This window comes from Commensalibacter sp. M0268, assembly GCF_016101925.1.
Taxonomy (GTDB): Bacteria; Pseudomonadota; Alphaproteobacteria; order Acetobacterales; family Acetobacteraceae; genus Commensalibacter; species Commensalibacter melissae.
The window spans coordinates 202730-225905 of sequence record NZ_JACFPQ010000001.1; the positions used below are offsets into that span (position 1 = coordinate 202730).

Annotated in this window: 23 protein-coding genes; 22 read left to right on the forward strand and 1 reads right to left on the reverse strand. The window is 41.7% G+C overall.

Annotated elements, in window-relative coordinates:
• Nucleotides 1-1245, forward strand: a complete 1245-nt coding sequence (locus H3R28_RS00905) for an efflux RND transporter periplasmic adaptor subunit (RefSeq protein WP_198209315.1) — start codon at nucleotides 1-3, stop codon at nucleotides 1243-1245.
• Complete coding sequence (locus tag H3R28_RS00910) at nucleotides 1220-2776, forward strand: efflux transporter outer membrane subunit (protein ID WP_232351185.1); 1557 nt, start codon at nucleotides 1220-1222, stop codon at nucleotides 2774-2776. Before H3R28_RS00905 ends, H3R28_RS00910 begins: the two co-directional genes overlap by 26 nt.
• Before the next feature lie 17 nt (nucleotides 2777-2793).
• Here H3R28_RS00910 and H3R28_RS00915 read toward each other — a convergent pair whose 3' ends face one another.
• Nucleotides 2794-3984 carry a hypothetical protein gene (locus H3R28_RS00915; RefSeq protein WP_198209314.1) on the reverse strand — a complete coding sequence of 397 codons (1191 nt, stop codon included), beginning with the start codon at nucleotides 3982-3984 and terminating at the stop codon, nucleotides 2794-2796.
• Between the two features lie 255 nt (nucleotides 3985-4239).
• Here H3R28_RS00915 and rplK point away from each other — a divergent pair, with 255 nt between their 5' ends.
• The 20 genes from rplK (at nucleotide 4240) to rpsQ (ending at nucleotide 23176) form a co-directional block, all read left to right on the forward strand.
• Nucleotides 4240-4674, forward strand: a complete 435-nt coding sequence (gene rplK / locus H3R28_RS00920; protein WP_110438415.1) for a 50S ribosomal protein L11 — start codon at nucleotides 4240-4242, stop codon at nucleotides 4672-4674.
• A 3-nt stretch (nucleotides 4675-4677) separates the two neighbouring features.
• Entirely contained in the window at nucleotides 4678-5373 is a 696-nt protein-coding gene (gene rplA / locus H3R28_RS00925; protein WP_110438414.1) for a 50S ribosomal protein L1, read from the forward strand.
• Between the two features lie 272 nt (nucleotides 5374-5645).
• The gene (gene rplJ / locus H3R28_RS00930; RefSeq protein ID WP_110438413.1) at nucleotides 5646-6170 is read left to right on the forward strand and encodes a 50S ribosomal protein L10; all 525 of its coding nucleotides are present in this window, start codon (nucleotides 5646-5648) and stop codon (nucleotides 6168-6170) included.
• A gap of 85 nt (nucleotides 6171-6255) precedes the next feature.
• Nucleotides 6256-6630, forward strand: coding sequence for a 50S ribosomal protein L7/L12 (gene rplL / locus H3R28_RS00935; RefSeq protein WP_122123908.1), 375 nt, complete (start codon nucleotides 6256-6258; stop codon nucleotides 6628-6630).
• A 256-nt stretch (nucleotides 6631-6886) separates the two neighbouring features.
• A complete protein-coding gene (rpoB, locus tag H3R28_RS00940) occupies nucleotides 6887-11059 on the forward strand; it encodes a DNA-directed RNA polymerase subunit beta (protein WP_198209312.1) in 4173 nt (1390 codons plus the stop codon).
• A gap of 82 nt (nucleotides 11060-11141) precedes the next feature.
• Nucleotides 11142-15392: a DNA-directed RNA polymerase subunit beta' gene (rpoC, locus tag H3R28_RS00945; RefSeq protein ID WP_232351184.1), complete on the forward strand. Its 4251-nt coding sequence runs from the start codon at nucleotides 11142-11144 to the stop codon at nucleotides 15390-15392.
• Nucleotides 15393-15761: 369 nt separating this feature from the next.
• On the forward strand, nucleotides 15762-16133 hold the full coding sequence (rpsL, locus tag H3R28_RS00950; protein ID WP_003621118.1) for a 30S ribosomal protein S12: 372 nt from the start codon (nucleotides 15762-15764) through the stop codon (nucleotides 16131-16133).
• A gap of 15 nt (nucleotides 16134-16148) precedes the next feature.
• Nucleotides 16149-16625, forward strand: coding sequence for a 30S ribosomal protein S7 (rpsG, locus tag H3R28_RS00955; protein ID WP_122123905.1), 477 nt, complete (start codon nucleotides 16149-16151; stop codon nucleotides 16623-16625).
• Between the two features lie 67 nt (nucleotides 16626-16692).
• Nucleotides 16693-17883 carry an elongation factor Tu gene (gene tuf / locus H3R28_RS00960; RefSeq protein ID WP_110438408.1) on the forward strand — a complete coding sequence of 397 codons (1191 nt, stop codon included), beginning with the start codon at nucleotides 16693-16695 and terminating at the stop codon, nucleotides 17881-17883.
• A gap of 96 nt (nucleotides 17884-17979) precedes the next feature.
• Nucleotides 17980-18288 carry a 30S ribosomal protein S10 gene (gene rpsJ / locus H3R28_RS00965; RefSeq protein ID WP_110438407.1) on the forward strand — a complete coding sequence of 103 codons (309 nt, stop codon included), beginning with the start codon at nucleotides 17980-17982 and terminating at the stop codon, nucleotides 18286-18288.
• A 10-nt stretch (nucleotides 18289-18298) separates the two neighbouring features.
• Complete coding sequence (gene rplC / locus H3R28_RS00970) at nucleotides 18299-18988, forward strand: 50S ribosomal protein L3 (RefSeq protein ID WP_110438406.1); 690 nt, start codon at nucleotides 18299-18301, stop codon at nucleotides 18986-18988.
• 5 nt (nucleotides 18989-18993) lie between these two features.
• Nucleotides 18994-19608, forward strand: coding sequence for a 50S ribosomal protein L4 (rplD, locus tag H3R28_RS00975; protein WP_110438405.1), 615 nt, complete (start codon nucleotides 18994-18996; stop codon nucleotides 19606-19608).
• 35 nt (nucleotides 19609-19643) lie between these two features.
• Complete coding sequence (locus tag H3R28_RS00980) at nucleotides 19644-19940, forward strand: 50S ribosomal protein L23 (RefSeq protein ID WP_196424276.1); 297 nt, start codon at nucleotides 19644-19646, stop codon at nucleotides 19938-19940.
• A 17-nt stretch (nucleotides 19941-19957) separates the two neighbouring features.
• Nucleotides 19958-20788, forward strand: coding sequence for a 50S ribosomal protein L2 (gene rplB, locus H3R28_RS00985; RefSeq protein ID WP_155568372.1), 831 nt, complete (start codon nucleotides 19958-19960; stop codon nucleotides 20786-20788).
• Nucleotides 20789-20803: 15 nt separating this feature from the next.
• Nucleotides 20804-21082 carry a 30S ribosomal protein S19 gene (rpsS, locus tag H3R28_RS00990; RefSeq protein WP_110438402.1) on the forward strand — a complete coding sequence of 93 codons (279 nt, stop codon included), beginning with the start codon at nucleotides 20804-20806 and terminating at the stop codon, nucleotides 21080-21082.
• Between the two features lie 3 nt (nucleotides 21083-21085).
• Entirely contained in the window at nucleotides 21086-21487 is a 402-nt protein-coding gene (gene rplV, locus H3R28_RS00995; protein ID WP_155565784.1) for a 50S ribosomal protein L22, read from the forward strand.
• 1 nt (nucleotide 21488) lies between these two features.
• The gene (gene rpsC, locus H3R28_RS01000; RefSeq protein ID WP_110438400.1) at nucleotides 21489-22166 is read left to right on the forward strand and encodes a 30S ribosomal protein S3; all 678 of its coding nucleotides are present in this window, start codon (nucleotides 21489-21491) and stop codon (nucleotides 22164-22166) included.
• 62 nt (nucleotides 22167-22228) lie between these two features.
• Nucleotides 22229-22645 carry a 50S ribosomal protein L16 gene (rplP, locus tag H3R28_RS01005; RefSeq protein WP_110438399.1) on the forward strand — a complete coding sequence of 139 codons (417 nt, stop codon included), beginning with the start codon at nucleotides 22229-22231 and terminating at the stop codon, nucleotides 22643-22645.
• 1 nt (nucleotide 22646) lies between these two features.
• Complete coding sequence (gene rpmC / locus H3R28_RS01010) at nucleotides 22647-22883, forward strand: 50S ribosomal protein L29 (protein ID WP_110438398.1); 237 nt, start codon at nucleotides 22647-22649, stop codon at nucleotides 22881-22883.
• A 14-nt stretch (nucleotides 22884-22897) separates the two neighbouring features.
• A complete protein-coding gene (gene rpsQ, locus H3R28_RS01015) occupies nucleotides 22898-23176 on the forward strand; it encodes a 30S ribosomal protein S17 (protein WP_198209310.1) in 279 nt (92 codons plus the stop codon).

A 23176-nucleotide genomic window follows, 5' to 3' on the forward strand; every position in this document is an offset into this window, starting at 1 on the left:
ATGTCCAACTTTTCAAAAAAAACCAAGGCTATTTTTTTAATGATTGGAATTTGCGCTTGTATTTACGCAATTTTTGGAATTGTTGAGCGACAGCACGATGTTGTTAAACTGACAGAACAGGCCAGGAAAGATTCATTTCCCATTGTTCAATGTATCCAGCCACAAAAAGGTCCAGCGATAAGAAGTCTTACTTTGCCTGGAGATGTATCGGCATGGTATCAGGCGCCAATCTATGCACAGGTATCAGGATATGTCCAACATTGGTATAGGGATTATGGTGCGACTGTAAAAGCGGGTGAATTACTGGCAACAATTGACACTCCTGGTCTGGACGCGCAGTATGAGGCTGCAAAAGCAAATTTGAAAGTTGCCCAGACACGCTACCAATTGGCGGCAGTTACGGCAAAACGTTGGCAGGCCTTGTCAGGAACCAGAGCGGTATCCCAGCAGGAAGTTGATGTTCAGGTCGCCAATGCTAAAGTTCAAAAGGCTGAAGTGGATGCAGCAGGCCATGAAGTGGCCCGGTATGAGGCTTTACAGGCATTCAAAAAAATCAAGTCTCCCTTTAGTGGCGTTGTTACATCGCGATTAACGGATGTAGGGGATTTTGTGAATAATAATGGAGATTTAAGCCGTCAAGGTAAGGCAACCGAGTTGTTTACGGTTTCTGATATTCATAAACTCCGTATTTTTGTAGATGTGCCGCAGGATTATGCATCAATCCTGAAAAAAGGGTTAAAGGCTGAATTGACAACAATTCAATATCCGGGAAAAACCTTTCAGGCGGATTTTTTGACATCTGCAAGGGCGTTTAATATGGCCAGCCGTACAGTGACAACTGAATTGACCGTTGAAAACGCCTCTCATATATTATGGCCCGGAACTTTTGTACAGGTTCATTTTATAACCCCAGCAGATCCAGATATTTTGATCATACCAGAACAGGCTTTGATTTTTCGTAGTGAGGGTATGCAAGTTGCCGTTGTCGGGAATGATCATCGGGTTCGGATGCAGAAGGTAAAATTAGGAAATAATCTTGGTAAATCAATTCAGGTATTGGCAGGGATAAAAAAAACGGATTGGATTGTGAATAATCCATCAGCTGGGTTATTAAATGGGCAACAGGTTAAAATTGTAGATAGCACACCAGGATATAACGATAATTTTCAAAATAGCGAATCTGTAACAAAAAAATATGATAATGATTCGTTCAAGAAAAATGCGGCTGAATCCAATGTGGAATAAGAAGGCAGATAAAGCCAATATACCATATGGTTATTTGTTAATGGCATGTCTTGTTTTTCTGAATGGATGTGATTTAGCCCCGCATTACAAACCTGTTCATTATGTTCTGCCTGAAAATTGGCATGGAACAGCCCCTTTTCATATTGCTCAACCTGAGGATCAGATTCCTAAAGGTGCATGGTGGGAGATATTCCATGATCCTGTGTTAAATCAACTGGAAAGCGATCTGGAAAAAAATAATCCTGATTTGCAAGCGGCAGCAGAAACCTATATGCAAAGTCGCGCTGTTCTTGGAGAGGTTAGATCGAATTTGTACCCACAATTAAATCTTGAAGCTGGTGGTGGAAGATATAAACAATCCCATCACCGGTTATTCCGAAGTAAAACCAGTCATGCTCCAATTGAAGAAACAAATATGCAATATCAGGCTTCTGTTTTATGGGAAGCAGACTTATGGGGTAAAATTAGAAATGAAATAAGGATGCAAAGAAACCTGGTTCAAGCGAAAGCTGCTGATTATGAATCTGCAAAACTATCTCTGGAAGGGGATCTGGCAGGTAGTTATATGCTTTTACGTGGGTATGATGCTCAGAATGAGGTTTTAAGCCAATCCATACAATATTATGAAGCTGCGGTTGATATCACGCGTATGCGTCAGGCAGGTGCTATTTCGGCTGGGATAGACGTTTCACGTGCCGAAAATCAATTGGCAATTACAAAGGCACAACAAACAGAGATACAGGCCAGACGGGATTTGACCGAACATGCGATCGCTGTTTTGGTTAATCAATTTCCTGAAGATTTTCATATAAAATCAGTAAAAACAAATCTAAATGATTATATACCGAATATACCGGTGGAATTTCCCTCATCTCTATTACAACGTCGACCTGATATAGCCAGTGCTGAGCGACAGATGGCCGCTGCCAATCGCCATATAGGCATATCAAAAGCTGCATTTTATCCTGATATCACGATTAACGCGGCAAGTGGTTTTCAGGACAAGGGATTAGGCTTGGCAAATATGGCCAACAGCATGTGGTCTGCGGCAATTCAGGGGGCTTTACCCTTGTTTCAGGGGGGATTACGTCGGGCAAGTTTACAAAAGGGCTGGTCAGTCTACCGACAAACACGGGATCAATATCGCTCCACTGTTTTGGATGCGTTTCGCGAGGTTGAGGATAATCTTACCTTAACGCAAAAGATGCGGCTGGAATTAGAACAAAATAAGGAGGCCTCTGAAGCGGCCTTACGGACACAGGGAATGGCAATGTCATTATATACAGGAGGATTAACCACTTATCTAGACGTTGTTACAGCCCAGAATGCCGCATTAGCCGCCCAATTGGCTGAAGTCCGAAGTCAAATTAGCTTAATGCAGGCTTCAGTTAATTTGGTGGTGGCATTAGGTGGGGGATGGGGTAGACAGAATTTGCCTATTAAAAATTTAGAATCTTTTAAAGTTTTGCAGTATAATCATCTAGGATTTGATAAAAACCTACCTACAAAAAATAAAAAGATTCAATATTAATTTCATCAGATAAGAAATTAATGTCTTTCTTCTAAATAATGTAATTGATGTTCATTGCCATTGAATTTTCCTATTAATTTTATCTTATTATCAGGAGTTATTTCTTTATGATCAAATATAGTGGATATTTTCTGGTCTTTGGAAATTAAATTTAAATTTCCATTAATGATTTTCCAATAATATTCGTTTTCATGATAATAATTATGAACACGGCCTTTCATGTCAAATTGCATATTATTACACCAACAAACATTGTCTGTTTGACTGCCATAAGCCCACTCACGAACAATAATATTACTTTCATCAGGTGAAAAATTTCTAATAGATAAAAGCTTTTGAACCGTGGAAAAAGATAGAAATTGTGAGAATAAAGTATTACGATGATTTGATTGATGGAGAAGCTCATTATGAATGGGATTCGCTACGTTTTCGAAGATTTCTTCGAATATATAGTAATTGAAGTTAATATGTTTTTTTAATTGAGAAGCAATTAAAAACTCAGGATCATTTTGATTGGTTAATCCAAAAAGTATAGTAGGTAAGGAGTGGTTGAATTTTCCCCCATATAGGTCGCGTGCTTTAGAATCATCCGCCAAAAAATCAATGTGCAATTTTTCTGCTGTTTGATATAAACTTCCTGTTCCAAGGGCTCTGGTATGTATTATAGGCCATTGATCGTAGATAAAAGCAATCTCTTGCATTTCCCATAATAGATGCTGCCAATATCTTTCAATACCCCATAGTGGGAATTCTTTTAGTTGAGCTAAAGTGTTTTTCAAAAATTTTCTGCTCATTATGGGAGCCATGCATTCAATAAAATCTGTTCCTCGTAAGAGTAATGTTTGTTGTTGCAGTGTAATAGGGTGAGTAAAAAAACTTTCTAACGTTAAAGATGGGGCAGATAAGACAGGTTGATATTTATTAATAAAATTAACGATTTTTCTTGCTGATTGATAGGAAATATATAAATCGTCTTCAAATAGCCAAAAGAAATCATATTGATTAATAATATCTGGGTTATTAATGATGAAGTCATGAACCCCACTTAATTTTGTTCCTTCAACTTTATATGTGTAAGTAGGGTTGTCTTGTGAAAAATCAGCATTATCATAATATACAAAAGCGATGTCCATTATTTTTTGTATAAGGTGTATCCATGATTTGTGAATGGATTTTGTACCGCAACGTAAAATCATGAGATGTTTCATTAATTGATTACCTTTAGATTATATTAATTATTGATTAATTGTAATTTTTAAAAGAATAATTTTTTTTTTCAATCTTTAAGAATAATATTTTATTGGATTTTAAATAAAATCTTGACAAACTTTGTAAACTATAAGAAAAATATCAACTCTTATCGGAACGCGGGAGATTACTTTAGCAACAAGGAAAAAAAAATTTTTCTTTGGGTTTTCGTGTGAACCGCGGTCTGGGTAGATTAATGTTAAGGAGACCCGGATATGGCCAAAAAGATTGTTGGCTACATTAAATTACAAATTCCAGCTGGAAAGGCGAATCCATCCCCACCTGTTGGGCCTGCCCTAGGTCAGCGCGGCTTAAATATTATGCAATTTTGTAAAGAGTTTAATGCTGCAACACAAAGCCTGGAACCAGGAATGCCTATTCCTGTCGTGATCACAGCTTATGCAGATCGTACATTTAGCTTCATCACTAAAACACCCCCTAATACTTATTTTTTGTTGAAAGCTGCAAAAATTTCCAAAGGTGCCTCCGTTATTGGTAAGGGTGCAACTGTTGGTACAGTAAAAATCAGCCAATTGCGTGAAATCGCTGAGCAAAAGATGAAAGATATGAATGCGAATGACGTTGATGGTGCCGTTCGTATGTTGATAGGATCTGCACGTTCCATGGGCTTGAAGGTTGAGGAGGCTTAAGAGATGGCAAAGAATAAACGTATTGCTGCAGCTTATGCTTCAATTGAAAGAAATAAGCTTTACGCATTGAAAGATGCTGTTGCATTGATTCGTGATAATGCGAAGGCTAAATTTGACGAAACAGTTGAAATTGCCATTAATCTAGGTGTTGATCCTCGTTATGCGGATCAGATGGTTCGAGGCTTAATGTCACTGCCACATGGAACAGGAAAAACTTTGCGTGTTGCTGTTTTTGCACGGGGTGAAAGAGCCGAAGAGGCTAAAGCGGCTGGCGCAGATATTGTTGGTGATGAAGATCTTGCGGAAAAAGTGCAGGCGGGTCAGGTTGATTTTGACCGTTGTATCGCAACCCCTGACATGATGGCGCTGGTTGGGCGTCTTGGCAAAATTCTTGGTCCACGTGGTTTGATGCCTAATCCCAAATTGGGAACGGTTACAATGGATGTTAAGTCTGCTGTAACAGCTGCAAAATCAGGTCAGGTTGAATACCGTGCCGAAAAGGGCGGTGTCATTCATGCTGGTGTGGGTAAGGCATCATTTAGTGCTGAAAATCTTCTTGAAAATATCCGAGCTTTTGTTGATACTGTGCAAAAAGCACGCCCAACAGGGGTTAAAGGTACCTATATGAAAAAGATTTATCTTTCTTCAACAATGGGTCCTGGCATTGAAGTGGATATTGCTAGCGTTAACGCTGGTTAATAAAAAAGTTTTATTATCCCTTTTTGATAAGGGGATAGTATTGTCGAGACATTTTAAAATGTCTCAAACCTGTCCAAGACCGTACGTAATTTAAAATTTTAAAGGTTTAGAACCGCGCATGGAAGACGGGGCTGGTATTATAGATTGAAAAATTATTTATATGCTAGTGATTCCGTTAAGGACAGGCGAACCGGATCAATAAAATTCATTTTATTGATCTAAATGGTAACCTGAACAGTTATAAATTTAACTGATCAAAATGGAGACGGGATTTGGACCGCACGGAAAAACAAGCTTTTGTTGCTTCCATGGCATCTGTTTTCGCAAACACTTCAATGGTCGTTGTTACGCGCAATGCGGGATTAACGGTTGCTGATGTTACGGATTTGCGTCGTCGTATGCGTGCTGCTGGGGCAACTTATAAAGTTGGGAAAAACCGCTTGGTCACCCTCGCCGCAAAAGGTACCCCATTCGAAGGCATTACGCCAATGCTAACTGGGCCTACAGCTCTTGCTTGGGCAGAGGATCCAGTTGCTGTTGCGAAAGTAGCCGTCGAGTTCGCCAAAACCAATGAAAAACTTGTTGTGCTTGGTGGAGCGTTAAGTGGCCAATTACTTGATTTGAATCAGGTCAAGGCCCTTGCAGAGCTTCCATCCTTGGATGCGCTTCGTGCACAACTGGTTGGGCTTATTTCTACACCTGCCACACGTATTGCTGGTGTATTACAAGCTCCTGCTGGTCAATTGGCACGGGTTTTTGGTGCTTATGCGGACAAAGGTGATGTGCAAGCAGCTTAATAAAATTTAAGTCTTTAAAAAGTTACTGAATAATTAGTGGACTTATCTCAAATCACTTATTAGTATATGAATAGGAAGAATGTAAATGGCTGATCTAGCTAAACTTGTTGATGAATTATCTGCTTTAACCGTATTAGAAGCTGCTGAGCTTTCTAAAATGTTGGAAGAAAAATGGGGTGTTTCTGCTGCTGCTCCTGTTGCTGTTGCTGCTGCTCCAGCTGCTGGTGGTGCTGCTCCAGCTGAAGAAAAAACTGAATTCGATGTAATTCTTGCTAAATCCGGTGATAAGAAGATCAATGTTATTAAAGAAGTGCGCACCATCACAGGTCTGGGTTTGAAAGAAGCTAAGGATTTGGTTGAGGGGGCTCCTAAAACGCTTAAAGAAGGCGTAAGTAAGGATGAAGCTGAAAAAATTAAAAAGACCCTTGAAGAACAAGGCGCTTCAGTCGAAATTAAATAAGGCTATGAAGCAAACGGTAGAAAATTTTCTTTCTGCTGTTAGACTTTAAAATAAGGTAAGGCGGAGCTCGTGAGTAGGGGTTTCCGCCTGCTTGGTCGTTAAAAGGAAATATATTTAACGATTGTAAAATAGTATTCCCTTTATATATTAGGGATTAATGAGAGTGTGATTCCTTATTGGGATCATGAGTTTATAATTATCCAGATGGTTTGTGTGACAAATTTATCCGGAAGCAGGCGATAGGGCACAATACACGATGAACGCGGTAAGCAAATCGTTCACTGGGCGCAAGCGCATTCGTAAAAATTTTGGACGGATTCCTGAAATTGCTCCGATGCCAAATTTAATTGATGTGCAACGGGCAAGTTATGAGGCTTTTCTACAACGAGATGTAAAGCCGGAAAATCGTTCATTAACTGGTTTGGAAGAGGTTTTTCGATCTATTTTTCCAATCAGCGATTTTGCAGGTAATGGTCGTCTTGAATTTGTAAATTATGAATTTGAAGAACCTAAATATGATGTTGAGGAATGTCTTCAGCGGGGATTGACTTACGCGGCACCATTAAAAGTCGTTCTTCGTTTGATCGTTTGGGATATTGACGAAGATACGGGGTCTCGTTCTATTCGTGATATTAAGGAACAACCTGTCTATATGGGCGATATGCCTTTGATGACAGAAAATGGTACCTTTATTATTAACGGTACTGAACGTGTAATCGTATCTCAAATGCATCGCAGTCCAGGGGTGTTTTTTGACCATGATGGTGGGAAAACCCATTCATCAGGCAAATTTTTGTTTACGGCAAGAATAATTCCCTATCGTGGTTCCTGGCTAGATTTTGAATTTGATAGTAAAGATTTAATTTACGTCCGAATAGATCGAAAGAGAAAAATTCCTGTCACAACCTTTTTGTATGCTCTTGAGGGTGAAAATTCGATTGCTTTGCGAGAGGCGAAAATTAAAGAGGGTGGGGATGTGGATTCCATTCTTGTTCATGGAATGGATGATGATGAAATCCTTTCATATTTTTATAATACAGTAGTTTTCAAAAAAGTTGCTGATGGTTGGTCTCGCACCTTTGAGCAGGATGCTTTTCGCAATTTAAAATTACTGTCCCCTTTGGTTGATGCGGATACTGGTGAGATTGTAGCTGAAGAAAATGTCAAGTTGACTGCAAGGCTTATTCGCAAGATTGCTGAAAAAACGAAAAACGTGCTTGTTAAACGGGAAGATTTGCTTGGACGTTATTTTGCTCATGATCTGGTCAATGAAGAAACCGGTGAAATTTATGCCGAGGCTGGTGTAGAGATTACCGAAGCTATACTGGATACGCTGGAAGAGCTTGGTTTAAAAGAAATACCGACGCTGGCGATTGACAATAATGTCGGTCCCTGGATCAGAAATACATTGATTGTTGATAAAAATACGTCCAGAGATGATGCGCTGGTTGATATTTATCGTGTCATGCGCCCTGGTGAACCTCCAACGGCTGAAACGGCAGAGGCGTTGTTCCACGGATTATTCTTTGATGCTGATCGTTATGATCTTTCTGCTGTTGGACGTGTAAAAATGAATATGCGTCTTGGTGTGGAAGGGGATGACACTATTCGTACACTTCGTAAAATTGATATTTTGCGGACGATCAAAATCATGTGCGAATTAAAAGATGGACAAGGAAGTGTCGATGATATCGATAATCTTGGAAATCGTCGTGTACGTTCTGTGGGTGAATTGATGGAAAACCAATATCGTCTTGGTTTGTTAAGAATGGAACGTGCTATTCGTGAAAGAATGAGCTCTGTTGATATTGATACAGTCATGCCGCATGACCTTATTAATGCAAAACCGGCTGTTGCCGCCGTTCGTGAATTTTTTGGTTCATCACAGTTATCGCAATTTATGGATCAAACGAACCCATTGTCAGAAGTTACACATAAACGTCGTTTATCCGCTTTGGGACCGGGCGGGCTGACCCGTGAACGTGCCGGATTTGAAGTTCGTGACGTTCATCCGACACATTATGGACGTATTTGTCCGATTGAAACGCCTGAAGGTCCAAATATTGGTTTGATCAATTCTTTGGCAACGTATGCAAAAGTAAACAAATACGGGTTTATTGAGACACCTTATCGTTTGGTCAAGGATGGTCAGTTGCAAGATGGGTGGAAATATCTTTCCGCCATGGAAGAGGAAAAGCTTATCGTCGCACAGGCAGATGCCAAACAGGACAGTCATGGACATTTGACGGGAGATCTTGTTTCTGTAAGACAAAATGGCGATTTTCAACTGGTAAAACCAGAAGAGGTTACTGCTTGTGATGTTTCGCCAAAGCAATTGGTTTCTGTTGCCGCCGCCCTGATTCCGTTCCTTGAAAACGATGATGCAAACCGTGCCTTGATGGGATCAAACATGCAGCGTCAAGCCGTTCCATTAATTCGGTCAGATGCGCCATTAGTTGGAACAGGAATGGAAGTCGCAGTTGCAAGAGATTCTGGAGCAACGATTGTGGCTCGTCGTGGTGGTATTGTTGATCAGATTGATGGAGCTCGTATTGTTGTCCGTGCAACGGATGAAAATGGTGCAACGCAAGGTGTTGATATTTACCGTTTACGGAAATACACGCGTTCTAATCAGTCAACTTGTATCAATCAGCGTCCATTGGTTTATGTTGGTGATCATATTAAGGCTGGCGATATTATCGCTGATGGTCCTTCAACAGAGCTTGGTGAATTGGCGCTGGGCCGGAACGTTCTTGTTGCCTTCATGCCATGGAACGGTTACAATTTCGAAGATTCAATACTGATTTCAGAACGTATTGCGCGGGATGATGTGTTTACTTCTATTCATATTGAAGAATTTGAGGTGATGGCACGTGACACAAAATTGGGCCAAGAGGAAATAACTCGGGATATCCCCAATGTCGGGGAGGAAGCGCTGCGCAATCTGGATGAAGCTGGTATCGTATATATTGGTGCTGAAGTAAATCCCGGTGATATCTTGGTGGGTAAAATCACCCCCAAGGGCGAAAGTCCGATGACACCTGAAGAAAAGCTTTTACGTTCTATTTTTGGTGAAAAGGCTTCTGATGTTCGTGATACATCCCTGAAATTACCGCCTGGAACAAGTGGGACCGTTGTCGATGTTCGTGTTTTCTCTCGTCGCGGTATTGATAAAGATGAACGTGCAATGGCAATTGAACGTGCTGAAATTGAACGGTTAAGCAAGGATCGTGATGATGAGTTGGCCATTCAAGAACGTGCGTTCTATAACAGGTTGAAAGAGAATCTTCTCAATCAGAAAGCCGGGGCAGGATTCAAGGGAATTAGATTAGGAACGGATTTAACGGAAGAAGTGTTGGCCGAACATCCCCGTGGAACATGGCGTCATATCATTGTTGCCGATGATGGTGTAATGGCTAATATTGAACAGATTAAACGTGACTTTGATCGTGAGGTTTCCAATATTCAGGCGCGTTTCAACAACAAGGTTGATAAGATCCAGCGTGGTGACGAGCTTCCTCCTGGCGTTATGAAAATGGTTAAGGTTTTCATTGCTGTTAAAAGAAAATTACAGCCTGGGGATAAAATGGCCGGTCGTCATGGAAATAAGGGTGTTGTTTCCCGTGTTGTGCCAGTTGAGGACATGCCATTTCTTGAGGATGGAACCTCTGTTGATATCGTGTTGAATCCGTTGGGTGTGCCTTCCCGTATGAATGTCGGTCAGATCCTTGAAACCCACTTGGGATGGGCCTGTGCAAATTTGGGTAGACAAGTCAGCCAAGTTGTTGATCAGTATATGAAGACTGGTGAAAAGAAACAGGAACTTATGGATCGCCTTAGATTGATTTATGGCGAAAAAACGTTTAATGAAAAAATAGTTGATCTTTCAGAGGCTGAACTGCTTAATTTCTGTAACGATCTTCGTAAGGGTGTCTCGATTATGACTCCGGTGTTTGATGGAGCAAGCATTCCTGATATCGAAAACATGTTGAAAGAGGCGGGACTTAATCCTTCGGCGCAAAGTACATTGATTGATGGACGTACGGGAGATCCCTTTGAGCGCCAAGTGACGGTTGGTTATATTTACATGCTTAAGTTGCATCACCTGGTTGATGACAAAATCCATGCGCGTTCTATTGGTCCTTACTCATTGGTGACGCAACAACCATTGGGTGGTAAAGCCCAATTTGGTGGCCAGCGTTTCGGAGAAATGGAGGTATGGGCCTTGGAGGCTTATGGGGCTGCCTATACCTTGCAGGAAATGCTTACGGTAAAATCAGATGACGTTTCAGGCCGTACTAAGGTTTATGAAGCGATCGTTAAAGATCAGGACGATTTTGAGGCTGGTATACCTGAAAGCTTTAATGTGTTGGTGAAGGAATTAAAATCCCTTGGCTTAAATGTTGAACTTGAACAAAGTGCTGAATAAAGTAGATTGTTAGGTTTTTTAAATATTATCAATGAGGTATTCAGTTTATGAATACCTCAACCCCCCAAAAGGTTTTTGGCGAATGAATGAACTTATGAAAATTCTTGGTCAGACTGGCCAAGCAATGACGTTTGATCAGATTAAAATTCAATTGGCCTCGTCTGAACAGATACGGTCTTGGTCTTATGGTGAAGTGAAAAAGCCAGAGACAATCAATTATCGTACTTTTAAACCAGAACGGGATGGATTGTTTTGTGCGCGCATTTTCGGTCCGATCAAAGATTATGAATGTCTTTGTGGTAAATATAAACGGATGAAATTCCGTGGCATAGTATGTGAAAAATGCGGTGTTGAAGTTACGCTTGCCAAAGTGCGTCGTGAACGTATGGGGCATATTGAGCTTGCAAGCCCGGTTGCACATATTTGGTTTTTGAAATCTCTCCCAAGTCGTATCGGATTAATGATCGATATGACTTTGAAAGATCTCGAGAGGGTTTTGTATTTTGAAAATTATGTTGTTTTAGAACCCGGGACATCGCCATTAAAACAATTTAGCCTGCTGACTGAGGATCAATATCTTGATGCCATGGAAGAATATGGGCATGAAGGTATTGAAATAGGGATTGGTGCGGAAGCGATTAAGAAAATTCTGGTTAATATCGATTGTGATGTTGAAAAAGTCGAATTACGCGCCGAATTAAAAGAAACGACTTCTGAAGTCAAACGTAAGAAACTTGTAAAACGTTTAAAACTTGTGGAAGCTTTTGCAGAAAGTGGTTGTCGTCCTGAATGGATGATCATGAGTGTTGTACCAGTCATTCCACCTGAATTAAGACCGCTTGTCCCATTGGACGGAGGCCGTTTTGCCACATCAGATCTCAATGATTTGTACCGTCGTGTCATCAACCGTAATAATCGGTTGAAACGGTTAATGGAATTGCGTGCACCGGATATTATCATTCGTAATGAAAAACGTATGTTGCAGGAATCTGTTGATGCGTTGTTTGATAATGGACGTAGAGGACGGGCAATTACAGGGGCGAATAAACGACCATTAAAATCCTTGGCAGATATGCTTAAAGGAAAACAGGGACGTTTCCGTCAAAACCTGCTTGGTAAACGTGTGGATTATTCTGGACGTTCAGTGATTGTGGTTGGTCCTGAATTGAAATTGCATCAATGCGGTTTGCCTAAAAAAATGGCATTGGAATTGTTCAAGCCATTTATATATTCCAAGCTTGAAAAATATGGGCATGCGACGACCATTAAGGCAGCTAAGCGTATGGTTGAGAAAGAACGTCCGGAAGTTTGGGATATTATTGAAGAGGTTATTCGTGAACATCCTGTCATGCTTAACCGTGCACCAACTTTACACCGCTTGGGTATTCAAGCTTTCGAGCCTGTTTTGATTGAGGGTAAAGCGATTCAGTTGCATCCATTGGTATGTACTGCCTTCAATGCAGATTTTGACGGTGATCAGATGGCGGTTCATGTGCCATTGAGTTTGGAAGCGCAGCTCGAAGCGCGTGTTTTGATGATGTCCACAAATAATATTCTTAGTCCTGCTAGTGGTAAGCCTATTATTGTTCCATCTCAGGATATTGTATTGGGGCTGTATTATCTAAGTCTGGAAATTCCTGAATTTAAATTAACTCCAGATCAATCCGAATATGATTCTGAAGGTCATCTTATTAAAAAGGGTGCACCTCTTTTTGCGAATATCGGTGAGATTGAACATGCATTGTCATCCAGAACCTTGAAGCTTCACGATAAAATTCGTTGTCGTTTTCAAACAAAGAATGCGGATGGTGAGCTAGTTTATCAAAAGGTAGTGACAACCGCAGGTAGAATGCTGATTTCACAGATTCTTCCAAAACACCCAGCAATCAATTTTTCATTGATCAATCAACAATTAACGAAAAAGACAATTTCAGATATTATCGATATTGTCTATCGTCATTGTGGTCAGAAGGAATGTGTGATTTTTGCGGATCGTATGATGGGACTAGGATTCTCTTACGCTGCTAAAGCTGGTATTTCCTTTGGTAAGGATGATATGATCATTCCTGATGCGAAAAAGGAACTGGTCGCCAAGACAACCGAAGAAGTTAAGGAGTTTGAGCAGCAATATCAGGACGGTTTGATTACAGCAGGAGAGCGTTATAACAAGGTTGTTGATGCCTGGTCACGTTGTACGGATGAGGTTCAGGCAGCGATGATGAAAAAGATTTCACATGTAGAGCCTGGCCAACCCATCAATTCTGTCTGGATGATGAGCCATTCTGGAGCTCGTGGGTCCCCAGCCCAGATGAAGCAGTTGGCCGGTATGCGTGGTCTGATGGCGAAACCGTCAGGTGAAATTATTGAACAACCTATTATTGCCAATTTCAAGGAAGGTCTTTCTGTTCTTGATTATTTTACATCGACTCATGGTGCACGTAAAGGATTGGCTGATACGGCCCTGAAAACCGCAAACTCTGGATATCTTACTCGTCGTCTGGTTGACGTTGCTCAGGATTGCATTATTGTTGAGCCAGATTGTGGAACAGAACGCGGATTGGTTGTTCGTGCGGTAATGGATGGTGGTGAGGTTATTTCTTCACTAGCAGAACGTATTCTTGGACGTACATTGGCAGCAGATGTAACGGATCCAGCAACTGGTAAAATTCTTTATCCTCGTAACACGCTTCTGGAAGAGGCCGAGGTTGAGGCGATCGAAAAGGCCAATGTTGAAAGTGTGATGATTCGTTCTGTTTTAACCTGTGACAGTCAGGTTGGCGTATGCGCTCATTGTTATGGTCGTGATCTTGCTCGCGGAACTCCTGTTAATATAGGAGAGGCTGTCGGTGTTATTGCTGCTCAGTCAATTGGTGAGCCCGGGACTCAGTTGACAATGCGTACATTTCATATTGGCGGTGCAGCACAAAAAGGTGCAGAACAATCTATGGTTGAATCCTCCCGCGATGGTAGGGTCAAGATTATAAATCTGAATGTTGTTCAAAACAGTCAGGGATTTGACATTGTCATGTCCAGAAACTGTGAAATTATCCTGTTGGATGATAATGGAATTGAACGCGCTCATTATCGTATTCCTTATGGTGCACGTTTGCTTGTTAAAAATGGATCGAATGTCAAGCGTCATCAGAAAATGGCAGAATGGGATCCATATACCCTACCTATTATTACTGAAAAATCAGGTACAATTGAGTATCAGGATCTGATTGAAGGTATTACACTGGTTGAACGGATGGATGAAGTCACGGGGCTTTCTTCAAAAGTTGTTGTTGACTATAAGCAAACAAGTAAATCTCGTGATTTGAGACCACGCTTGCAGTTAAAGGATTCAAATGGGGAAGTCATGAAGTTGGGGAACGGTAACGACGCACGTTACTTCTTGTCTCCAGATTCCCTGCTTTCTGTGGAAAATGGGGCGCAGGTTAATGCCGGTGATGTCTTGGCTCGTATTCCAAGAGAAGGTTCCAAGACGCGTGATATTACCGGGGGTCTTCCACGGGTGGCTGAACTTTTCGAGGCACGTCGTCCGAAAGATCATGCGATTATTGCTGAAAATGATGGTGTGGTTGAATTCGGAAAAGACTATAAGGCAAAACGTCGGATCGTTGTACGTAATGAGGATACTGGTGAAGAAACAGAATATTTGATTCCAAAGGGAAAACATATTTCTGTACAGGAAGGTGACTTTGTCCGTAAGGGCGATCCTCTTGTTGATGGGCCTCGTGTTCCTCATGATATTTTAAAGGTTCTTGGAATTGAAGCCTTGTCGGATTATCTGATTGATGAAATTCAAAGTGTTTATCGTCTTCAGGGCGTGAAGATCAATGATAAACATATTGAAGTGATCGTTCGTCAAATGCTGCAGAAAATTGAAGTGACGGATCCAGGTGATACGACTTATTTAATTGGTGAAACTGTAGATCGCTTGGAATTTGAACAAGAAAATATCAAACGGATGAACGCCAACGAGCGTCCAGCAACTGGTTCACCAGTTTTACAGGGTATCACCAAAGCTGCGTTACAAACCAAATCCTTTATTTCAGCGGCTTCCTTCCAGGAAACAACTCGTGTATTGACAGAGGCCGCATCTGCGGGGAAGGTTGATACCTTGATGGGATTAAAGGAGAATGTAATCGTGGGACGTCTTGTTCCTGCAGGAACGGGTAGTGTCATGAACAGATTCCGTGCCATGGCCTATTCAAGAGATAGACAACGAATTCTGGATGCAAATAAGATGAATGATGAAGCGGAAATTGAACTTTCTTCTGTTACATCAGAAAATAATGAAATAAAGGACGTGACTCAGGTCACTGAATAAGGTATAGGTATATAACTTTATTCGTTTTCAGTTTTATTAAATGGGTATTACTACCCATTTAATAAGTTAAAATACGGGTCGTTTTTGTCTTTTGGCAAAAATAAAATGTTTTTTTACAAGGATACCTAGTTCAATTTTAAGCTGTTTTAAAAATAGCTTGCAATTTAACAAGGGTCTTGTTAAAAAGCATCGTTATTTGTTGAATAAATTTATGGCACATTAGATAAAACATTGTTTATAAGGTATATGGTTTTATTTTTATGCCAACTTTAGTGGCATTTATTTAATTAAATGTTAATTGTTGTAATGACCGTCGAGTAACGATATTGCGTTGCTTGACCTAGAAATAGTAAGGATCGGGAAAGGCGAATGCCGACCATTAACCAATTAATCGCTAAAGGCCGCGAACCTGCTGCCAAGCGCAATAAGGTTCCTGCTTTGCAGGGATGCCCGCAAAAACGAGGGGTATGTACTCGTGTTTATACAACAACACCTAAAAAGCCAAACTCAGCATTGCGTAAAGTTGCAAAGGTACGTCTGACGAACGGTTATGAAGTGGTGAGTTATATTCCTGGTGAAGGTCATAACTTGCAAGAACATAGTGTGGTCTTAATACGTGGTGGACGTGTTAAGGATTTGCCAGGCGTGCGTTATCATATTTTACGTGGTGTTCTGGATACACAAGGAATTGCAAAGCGACGTCAACGTCGTTCTTTGTATGGTGCTAAACGTCCAAAATAAGAGGAATTAAAAGGCATGAGTCGCCGACACCGCGCAGTAAAGCGTGAGATACTTCCCGATCCTAAGTTTGGTGATGTGGTCATCACGCGTTTCATGAATGCGTTGATGTATGATGGTAAAAAATCTATTGCTGAAAAAATCGTTTATGGTGCATTGGAATCTCTACGTGCCCGTGGCGGTGAATCAGCGGACCCTGTAAACCTGTTTCACGAAGCTTTGGATAATGTTAAGCCAGCCGTTGAAGTTCGTTCACGCCGTGTAGGTGGTGCAACGTACCAGGTGCCTGTAGAAGTTCGTGCTGACCGTCGTCAGGCATTGGCAATTCGCTGGTTAATTGACGCTTCCCGCAAACGTGGCGAAAATACTATGCAAGAAAGATTGTCAAACGAATTGCATGACGCTATCAATAATCGTGGAGCGGCTGTTAAAAAGCGCGAGGATACTCACCGTATGGCTGAAGCAAATAAGGCATTCAGTCATTATCGCTGGTAAGTATAAGTTTGAACTTAATTTTTTTAACCGAATTTCTTGGTAAAAACCGAGTTAACGGAGAGAGACAATGGCAAAGGCTAAATTTGAGCGGAATAAACCGCATTGTAACATTGGAACTATTGGTCACGTTGATCATGGTAAAACAACATTAACAGCTGCTATAACGAAAGTTTTGGCGGAAAAAGGCGGTGCGGATTTTACTGCCTATGACATGATCGATAAGGCGCCTGAAGAACGTGCCCGTGGTATTACCATTTCAACAGCACACGTTGAGTATGAAACAGACAAACGTCACTATGCTCATGTTGACTGTCCTGGTCACGCTGACTATGTTAAAAACATGATCACAGGTGCGGCACAGATGGATGGTGCTATCCTGGTTGTTTCAGCTGCTGATGGTCCTATGCCGCAGACTCGTGAACACATTCTTTTGGCTCGTCAGGTTGGCGTTCCAGCACTGGTCGTATTCATGAATAAATGTGACCAAGTTGATGATCCTGAACTTCTTGAGCTTGTTGAAATGGAAATTCGTGAATTACTTTCTTCGTATGAATTTCCTGGAGATGATATTCCCATTATCAAAGGATCAGCTTTGGTTGCCCTTGAAGATGGTGATCCAGAATTGGGTAAAAACCGTATTCTTGACCTGATGAATGCTGTTGATGAATATATTCCGCAGCCAGAACGTCCAATTGATCGTCCATTCTTGATGCCAATTGAGGATGTTTTCTCTATTTCTGGACGTGGTACGGTTGTCACCGGACGTGTGGAACGTGGTGAAATCACTGTTGGTGAAGAAGTTGAAATTGTTGGTATTCATCCAACAACAAAAACAACAGTTACCGGTGTTGAAATGTTCCGCAAGTTGCTTGACCGTGGTGAAGCGGGTGACAATATCGGTGCGCTTCTTCGTGGAACAAAACGTGAAGATGTTGAACGTGGTCAAGTTCTGGCTAAACCAGGAACCATTAAGCCACATAACAAATTCAAGGCGGAAGCTTATATTCTTACAAAAGAAGAAGGTGGGCGTCATACTCCATTCTTTACCAATTACCGTCCACAATTCTATTTCCGTACAACTGACGTAACTGGTGTTGTACATCTTCCAGAAGGTGTGGAAATGGTGATGCCTGGTGATAATGCGGCAATGGATGTTGAATTGATTGCTCCTATTGCCATGGATGAAGGTCTGCGATTTGCTATTCGCGAAGGTGGACGTACTGTTGGGGCTGGTGTAGTTTCCAAAATTACCGAATAGTCTCGGCTAATTAGTTTGGATTCCCAGCTGTTTTTGCGGCTGGGAATCTTGTTGTTCTTGGATCCGAAAAGGATTCGTTTTTGTAGGCAGAAATAAATGGAAAGCCAAAACATCCGTATTCGCCTTAAAGCTTACGATTATCGTGTGTTGGATAATAGCACTCGTGAAATCGTAAATACAGCGAAGCGTACGGGGGCACAGGTAAGGGGACCAATCCCGTTGCCAACGCATATTGAGCGGTTTACAGTTAACCGCTCACCCCATATTGATAAGAAGAGTCGTGAGCAGTTCGAAATCAGAACGCACCGGCGTTTGTTAGATATTGTTGAGCCCAACCCGCAGACCGTGGACGCTCTCATGAAACTTGACCTCGCCGCTGGCGTTGATGTCGAGATTAAGCTATAAGGTCCAGACGATGCGTACAGGATTGATCGCAAAAAAGTTGGGAATGACCCGACTATTTAAAGAGGACGGCACTCATGTGCCAGTTACTGTATTGTACTTGGATGAAGTGCAAGTAGTTGATGCTCGAACAAATGAACGTGATGGATACACAGCCCTTCAATTGGGGTATGGTAAAGCTAAAGTAAAAAATGTTAGCAAGCCTAATCGTGGTCATTTTGCACGGGTAAAAGTTGAACCAAAACAGAAACTTGTAGAATTTCGTGTTACGGAAGACGCTGTTGTTGAGGCGGGAGCAAGATTGACTGCCGCTCATTTTGTTGTAGGACAAAAGGTGGACGTAACTGGGACCAGTAAAGGTAAGGGATTTGCAGGTGGAATGAAACGTTGGAACTTCAAGGGGTTGGAAGCAACTCATGGTGTTTCAATTAGTCATCGTTCGCATGGTTCCACAGGGAATAGACAAGACCCTGGCAAAACATTTAAAAATAAGAAGATGGCAGGCCATTTAGGTAGTGAGCGTGTAACGACGCAGAATCTTGAGGTTGCTGCTGTAGATGTAGAGAAAAATTTGATCATGATTAAAGGTGCAGTGCCTGGTGCGAAAAACGGGTTTGTTCTCTTGCGTGATGCGATCAAAAAGCCTCGTCATGCTGATGCACCATTTCCGGCAGCATTAGCAACGGTTGCTGAGGAAGGTTGAACACTATGGATGTAGAAATCAAAACCTTCGATAATGGAAGTGCTGGCAATATTACGCTTCCAGATGAAATTTTCGGTATTGAACCCCGTCAAGATATTATGGCAAGAGTTGTGCATTGGCAGCTTGCCAAACGTCGTTCTGGCAATCATAAGATTAAGGGGCGTGGTGAAGTTTCTGGAACAACAAAAAAACCTTATCGGCAAAAAGGTACAGGTAATGCGCGTCAAGGTTCGTTACGTGGACCGCAGTTTCGTACCGGTGGCATTGTTCATGGTCCAGTAGTGCGTGATCATGGGTATGATTTGCCAAAGAAAGTAAGGCGTCTTGGTCTTATTTCTGCTTTATCACAGAAATTGGCAGAAGGTAAGTTAGTCGTTATTGACGAAGCCAATAATACTGCAAAAACATCTGAATTAGCTGCAAAATTAAAAGTGTTGGGCTGGAATTCAACTTTAATTATTGATGCAAATATTGATGAGAATTTTGGACGTGCAGTAAGAAATATTGCTTCAGTAGATATTCTTCCAACAATTGGTGCAAATGTTTATGACATTTTAAATCATGACATTTTGGCTATTACGCGCGCAGCAGTTGATGGGTTAAAGGAGCGCCTGGTATGACGAATATTCTTTCAATTCGCCAAAAAGCGGAAAAAATGTCTCGTGAAGCGATGTTTAACATTATTCGCGCACCCTTGATTACTGAAAAGGCAACCTTTTTGTCTGAAAAAAATCAAATTGCGTTTAAAGTTGCATCAAACGCTACTAAGCCTCAAATCAAAGTTGCGATTGAAACTTTGTTCGGTGTGAAAGTGTTGGGTGTTAATACGCTGATATTAAAAGGCAAGACAAAAAGATTTCGAGGTCGGTTAGGGCGTCGTTCTGATGTTAAAAAAGCTTTTGTTCAACTTGCTGAAGGTCAGTCAATTGATTTGACAACCAAGTTGTCATAAGTGTGAGGTAGGAATTAATGGCACTTAAGCACTTTAAACCAGTTACTCCAAGTCTTCGTGGCACGGTTCTAATTGACCGTAAGGAGCTTTGGAAAGGTAAACCTGTCAAGACGCTTACCGAAGGTAAGAACAAGACGGGTGGACGTAATAATAATGGTCGAATTACCTCTCGTTTTATTGGGGGTGGGCATAAACAGTCATACCGTTATGTCGATTTTAAAAGACGTAAATATGATATGCCTGCAACTGTTGAACGGTTAGAATATGATCCCAATCGAACTGCTTTTATCGCGTTGATCAAATATGAAGACGGTGAGTTATCTTATATTCTGGCACCTCAAAGATTAAAAGTTGGAGATGTTGTAATCGCAGGTCAGCGTGTAGATGTTAAGCCTGGAAATGCAATGCCTTTAGCAGCTATCCCTGTAGGAACCATTATTCACAATATTGAATTAAAAGAAGGAGCCGGCGGAAAACTGGTTCGTTCAGCTGGAACTTACGCTCAGTTGGTTGGTAAGGATGCTGGATATGCACAAATCAAACTGCAGTCGAATGAATTGCGTTTGGTACGTGGTGAATGTATGGCAACAGTTGGTGCCGTATCCAATCCAGATAACATGAACCAGCATTTTGGTAAGGCGGGACGTAGCCGTTGGTTAGGCCGTCGTCCACACAACCGTGGTGTTGTCATGAACCCGGTTGACCATCCTCATGGTGGTGGTGAAGGTCGTACTTCTGGTGGACGTCATCCTGTGACACCATGGGGTAAACCAACTAAAGGTTATAAAACAAGAGTCAATAAGCGTACGGACAGCTTGATTATCCGTCGCCGTAAGACAGGCAAATAAAAGGGGCAAATAGAGATGGCAAGATCCGTCTGGAAAGGCCCGTTTGTAGACGGGTATTTACTTAAGAAAGCTGAAACCGCACGCGCTTCAGGTCGTAACGATGTGATTAAAATTTGGTCACGCCGTTCCACCATTTTGCCGCAGTTTGTTGGTTTGGTTTTTGGTGTTTACAACGGCCATAAATTTTTACCAGTGCAGGTCAGTGAAAATATGGTAGGTCATAAATTCGGTGAATTTTCTCCAACCCGTACATTCAATGGTCATGCAGCAGACAAAAAAGTAAAGCGGGGCTAGGATATGAGTAAACCAAAACATGATCGTGCACTCGCTGAAACCGAAGCTCAGGCAATTGGACGTAATATTCGTGTAAGTCCACGAAAACTAAATCTTGTTGCTGGATTGATTCGTAATCAACCTGCATCCACTGCTTTGGCAAAATTAACCTTTTCTAAAAGAAGAATTGCTAAAGAAGTTAAAACAGTTCTGGAAAGCGCGATTGCAAATGCGGAAAACAATCATCAACTTGATGTAGACCGTTTGGTTGTATCCAAGGCAGAGGTAGGTAAAGCGATGGTTATGCGTCGTTTTCATGCCAGGGGTCGTGGACGTTCAGCGCAAATTCAGAAATTCTTTAGTCATTTGAAGATTGTCGTTGCTGAGCGTGACGAAAACGATTCTTCTGAAGGAAAGGCAGCATAATATGGGTCAAAAAGTTAATCCAATTGGGTTGCGTTTGGGTATCAATCGTACTTGGGATAGTCGTTGGTATGCAGATAATGATTATACTAAATTATTATTTGAAGATTTCAAACTTCGTGACCATTTACGCAAGAAACTTGCAGGTGCGGGTGTTTCCAGGGTTGTTATTGAACGACCAGCTAAAAAGCCTCGTGTAACGATTTATGCGGCGCGCCCCGGAATCGTTATTGGTAAAAAAGGTCAGGATATTGATAGCTTGCGTAAAGAATTAACATCAATGGCCGGTGCAGAGGTTGCATTGAATATTGTTGAAATACGTAAACCAGAAATTGATGCGACACTTGTTGCTGAAAATATTGCCCAGCAGCTGGAAAGACGTGTGGCGTTTCGTCGTGCGATGAAAAGAGCAGTGCAGTCAGCAATGCGTTTAGGTGCACAGGGAATTCGTATCAATTGCAGTGGTCGTCTTGGCGGTGCTGAAATTGCACGCGTCGAATGGTATCGTGAAGGACGTGTTCCCTTGCATACTTTAAGAGCAGATATTGATTATGGTGTTGCCGCAGCTCATACAACCTATGGGAAATGTGGTGTAAAGGTTTGGATCTTTAAGGGCGAAATCATGGCCCATGATCCATTGGCCCAGGATCGCCGTGCTGCTGATCAGGCACCACAAAGGTAATTGATTAATTGGAGCATAATAGTTATTAATAAAGCTATTACAACGCATGAGGATTTTAAATAATGCTATCTCCGCGGCGGACTAAATTCCGCAAAGCTCATAAAGGCCGTATTCACGGAATGGCTAAAGGTGGGACAGAGCTTAATTTTGGAACCTATGGTTTGAAAGCACTGCAGCCAGAACGTATTACAGCCCGTCAAATTGAAGCGTCTCGTCGTGCGATTACACGTGCGATGAAACGTATGGGACGTGTGTGGATTAGAGTTTTTCCAGACCTTCCTGTCTCTAGTAAACCAGCAGAAGTTCGTATGGGATCTGGAAAAGGGTCTCCTGAATATTGGGTTGCTCGTATCAAACCAGGTCGTATCCTATTTGAGATTGAAGGTGTAAGTCCCGAAATTGCAAAAGAGGCATTAACGCTCGGTGCTGCGAAGCTGCCAATTAAAACGAAATTTGTAACCCGTATAGGAGAGGCCTAGAATGGCAAAGGCAAATAAGCCAGCTGATCTGCGCGCTAAAACGGTGGACGAATTAAAGACGTTGTTAATTGATTTGCGACGTGAACAGTTTAATTTACGTTTCCAACGTGCGACTGGTCAAAATGAGGGTGTGGGTCGAATTGGGGTAATCCGTCGAGATATTGCACGGATTAAGACCATTATGACTGAAGTTAACAAAAACGCCGCAGGTGCTGCTGCATCTGCCGGCAAGTCCTGAGGAGTTAATGGGCGATGCCAAGGCGCGTTCTAACCGGTCGGGTGACAAGCGATAAAATGGACAAAACAGTTTCTGTTTTGGTTGTTCGTCGCGTTATGCACCCGCTTTATAAAAAATTCATTCGTCGTTCGAAAAAATATGCGGCGCATGATGAATTAAATGAGTGTCAAATTGGAGATATGGTTCGTATCATTGAATCTCCTCCGATTTCAAAAAGGAAAACATGGACTGTGATTTCTCGCAACGGTGCACCTCTTGGTGTGGCTGAGCAAGTATCCAGCATAGAAGCTTAA